Here is a 3,245-nt window from a genome sequence, read left to right as displayed (position 1 = left end):
TCAGGACGGCATACACGGCGAGGAGCACGAACATCCCGGTGGAGAGATCGGCATACGCGACGCCGGCCTCCCAGACGACGATGGGAACGCTCATGAAGAGCAGCGCGCCGACGGATCCCGCTGTGCGGTTCAGATGCCTCCTGCAGAGCGTAAAGATGCCCGCCGCGGTGAGCAGGTACATAGTGTAGTGGAAGAGCTTCGCCACGGAGGGCCCCTGCAGCGCAAGGCCCAGCGTGTAGAGCATCTCCGTGACGAACGGGAAGTTGGAGTGTGATGTGAACGGCACATAGAAAATCCTATGCGCCGCCAGATAGAGCTTCGGCACGGCGAGATGATACGCAAGGCCGTCCCAGTCAGACGCTGACGGGGGCGCGAGGGCGGCCATGAGGGTGAACGCGCCGAGGATCGCCGCACTGAGCAAAACCATCGCGTTGGAAGCGCGCGGGACGCTCCGCAGACGGTTGCGCAGAGCCCGGTAGAGCGATGGAGCCAGCGATCGAAGCCCGGAGTATGACTCAGCGGCAAGAACCACGAGCAGAATGGCAAGAACCGGAAGAGTCAACGCCCCGGCAAGCCCGATCCCGAGGATCAGATATGCGAGTACGCCGAACCCGAGCGCCGTCGCGAACACAGATTGTTCCAACATGCCGAACGGTTTCACCCTGCAGACACGAAGGATCGAGCCGCCGACCGCGAGCGATATCAGCGCGATGGGAAGGAATATCGGCAGCGCAAGAAGTGGATGGTTCATGTCGCCCCGTCCCTGGCCTTGGCACTCGGTTGGAGCGGAAGGAGAGCATTGCTGAACGACAGGCATCCCCGCTCCCCAGCTATCACTACCTTGCCCAAATGATGCCCCCACGAGCCCGCCTGAACGATGGTCGTTGCACCGATCCTGACCAGGTCATGGAGAACGGCATGCGTGTGGCCGCCGAGGATGAGGTCTATGCCGGGAACATCCGCCGCAAGCTTCTCATCCGCCTTCAGCCCGATATGCGTGAGCGCGACTATGATATCGGACTGCGAACGAAGAGAAGGGACTATCTCACGCGCCGCCTCGATTGGGTTCTCGAACCAATAGGGACTTAGACGGCTCGCGAGCATCCGCTTCGTGATCATGGGGACGGTCAGACCGAATAGAGCGACCCTGCAACCGCCCTTCTCGACGATCAGGCTGGGGCGGATGAACTCCTCCGCGCCTCTGATGTTCGCGCACAGAACAGGAAAGCGGGCGAGCTTTACCTTTGACTGCAGGCCGGCCGCGAGGAAGTGGAATTCTCGGTTGCCCATGCCCATGGCGTCGTAGCCGATCTCGCTCATGAGCCGAAGGGCGGGCTCTCCCCCGGGGCGGTAGTAGATGTTGCCGGAAACGATGGCGTCGCCGGAGTCGAGGAGCAGGCAATCGCCGGGGGAAGCTCTCTCCCGCCGGATGATCTCGGCGCCCTCTCGACTCAGTTTGCCGTGGAGGTCATTGGTGTGCAGGATTGTCAGGTTCGGCATTCGCCTCGACCGGTCGCTGATAGCGTTCGACGATGGATTCGACGGCCTGCGCCCATTTGCCCTGCGCTCTCAGGATGAACTCGACTGCCTCGCGGACGGCGCCTCTCCCACCGTGAGTCTCCGTGACGTGCTCGGCCAGCGCCTTGATGTCCTCGCAGGCATCGCCGACCGCGATCCGAAAGCCGACTTCTCGAAACGCGGGGATGTCAATCAGGTCGTCGCCGATGAAGGCGGCCTGCTCCTTTCGCAGTCCGAGGCGGGAGAGCAGATCTCGAATGGCAACGGACTTGTCGCGACACCCCGGCTCGAAGTTCTCGACCTTGAGTTCCTTCACCCGGCGTTCGAGCGCGGCGGACCTGCGGCCGCTTATGACGGCGACGTGAAAGCCGACCGCTTGTGCGGCCCGGATGGCAACGCCATCCTTGATGTGGAAGCTCTTGATCTCATCGCCGAAGGCGGAATAGGTGACGTCACCGGGGGTCAGGACGCCGTCAACGTCCATGGCGATCAGTTTGATCTGTTGTATCTTTTCGCTATGCATGTTGGGATGTCGGGCCCTACTAACGGCAACACTCGCTAGACGATACCGGCCTGGAAGAGGTCCTTCATCATGAGCATGCCAACCGGCTTGCCCTCGACGTCTATCACAGGGACCTCGCCTATCTTGAAAGTCTCGAGCAGGCGCAGTCCCTCGACAGCGAGCTGGTCGGGGCTCACGGTCTTCGGCCCAGATGTCATGATCTCGCCGGCCTTTAGACGCAGACAGTTCTCGTCGTTCAGCATGTGACGCCGCACGTCGCCGTCAGTGATAATGCCGAGCATCGTGCCTTTGTCGTCCGCTACCACGGCCGCCCCCGCCCCCGCCTTCGTGATGGCGAAGAGCACATCCCGCACCATGTCGTCTGCGGAAACGATTGCCATTCTGTCACCGGAACGCATGACATCAGAGACGCGCATCGTGAGCCTACGACCGAGTGTGCCCGAAGGATGGAAGAGTGCGTAATCCTCGGCCGAGAACTTTCTCGCCTCCATGACTACGAGCGCGAGCGCGTCGCCAAGGGCCAACTGTGCGGTCGTACTCGTCGTCGGGGCGAGTCCGAGCGGGCAGGCCTCGCGCTCGACGGACGTATCGAGGAAGACGTCGCTGTAACGGCCTAGCACGGAGTCCTCTCGGCCGCACATGCTGATCATCTTCGCGCCGATGCGCTTGATAACCGGAAGGATCGAGGTTATCTCCTCGGTCTCGCCGCTGTTCGATAGTGCAATGACGACATCCTGAGATGTCACCATCCCGAGGTCGCCGTGGACGCCTTCCGCGGGATGAAGGAAGAGCGCGGGACTGCCGGTGCTGGCGAGAGTCCCCGCGAGCTTGCGACCGATCGCGCCCGACTTGCCCATGCCTGTGACGACGATGCGCCCCCGGCACCCGAGGATGAGCTCGACCGCCCTGACGAAGGTTTCGTCAAGCCTGTCTCCAAGCGCAAGAACCGCGTTGGCCTCGATCTCCAGTATCTCCTTGGCACGTTCCAGCATCCGCCCCTCCACCGGCCCTCCGGCCTCAACCAAGGCTGATTATAGCAACACCAGAGGCTTCGCCGCAACCAGACCCCACGGCTCTCGTTGACTGAGTCCGCCCACACTGGTAGAATATAGCCCGTGCCTCATGGCGGATATTCACGCCGATAGGCCTCGGGGGTTGTGCGTGCACAGAGCGAGAATGGTCCTTGCGGGGTTCGCTGTCCTCG

4 protein-coding genes are annotated in these 3,245 nt (G+C 62.2%); all 4 read right to left on the bottom strand.

The window, feature by feature from the left end:
• Positions 1 to 751, bottom strand: a 751-nt coding sequence (locus KBC96_15540; protein MBP6965807.1) for a hypothetical protein, incomplete at its 3' end; no start/stop codon positions are given.
• Positions 748 to 1,500 (bottom strand): metallophosphatase, encoded by a 753-nt coding sequence (locus KBC96_15535; protein ID MBP6965806.1) that lies wholly within the window; start codon positions 1,498 to 1,500, stop codon positions 748 to 750. The genes KBC96_15535 and KBC96_15540, both read right to left, overlap by 4 nt.
• Positions 1,469 to 2,041, bottom strand: coding sequence for an HAD hydrolase family protein (locus tag KBC96_15530; protein MBP6965805.1), 573 nt, complete (start codon positions 2,039 to 2,041; stop codon positions 1,469 to 1,471). The genes KBC96_15535 and KBC96_15530 overlap by 32 nt, the downstream gene beginning before the upstream one ends.
• A 35-nt stretch (positions 2,042 to 2,076) precedes the next feature.
• Entirely contained in the window at positions 2,077 to 3,033 is a 957-nt protein-coding gene (locus KBC96_15525) for a KpsF/GutQ family sugar-phosphate isomerase (protein MBP6965804.1), read from the bottom strand.
• Between the last annotated feature and the right edge of the window lie 212 nt (positions 3,034 to 3,245).

It is taken from the genome of Armatimonadota bacterium (assembly GCA_017993055.1).
In the GTDB taxonomy this organism is placed as follows: Bacteria; Armatimonadota; UBA5829; order DTJY01; family DTJY01; genus JAGONM01.
The sequence above is the reverse complement of the archived record's forward strand: the minus strand, read 5'-3'. Positions and strand labels throughout refer to the sequence as shown.

Excerpts from the sequence above, each read along its gene's own strand:
- KBC96_15525 (MBP6965804.1), bottom strand. The coding sequence starts at position 3,033 with ATGCTGGAACGTGCCAAGGAGATACTGGAGATCGAGGCCAACGCGGTT.
- KBC96_15535 (MBP6965806.1), bottom strand. The coding sequence starts at position 1,500 with ATGCCGAACCTGACAATCCTGCACACCAATGACCTCCACGGCAAACTG.
- KBC96_15530 (MBP6965805.1), bottom strand. The coding sequence starts at position 2,041 with ATGCATAGCGAAAAGATACAACAGATCAAACTGATCGCCATGGACGTT.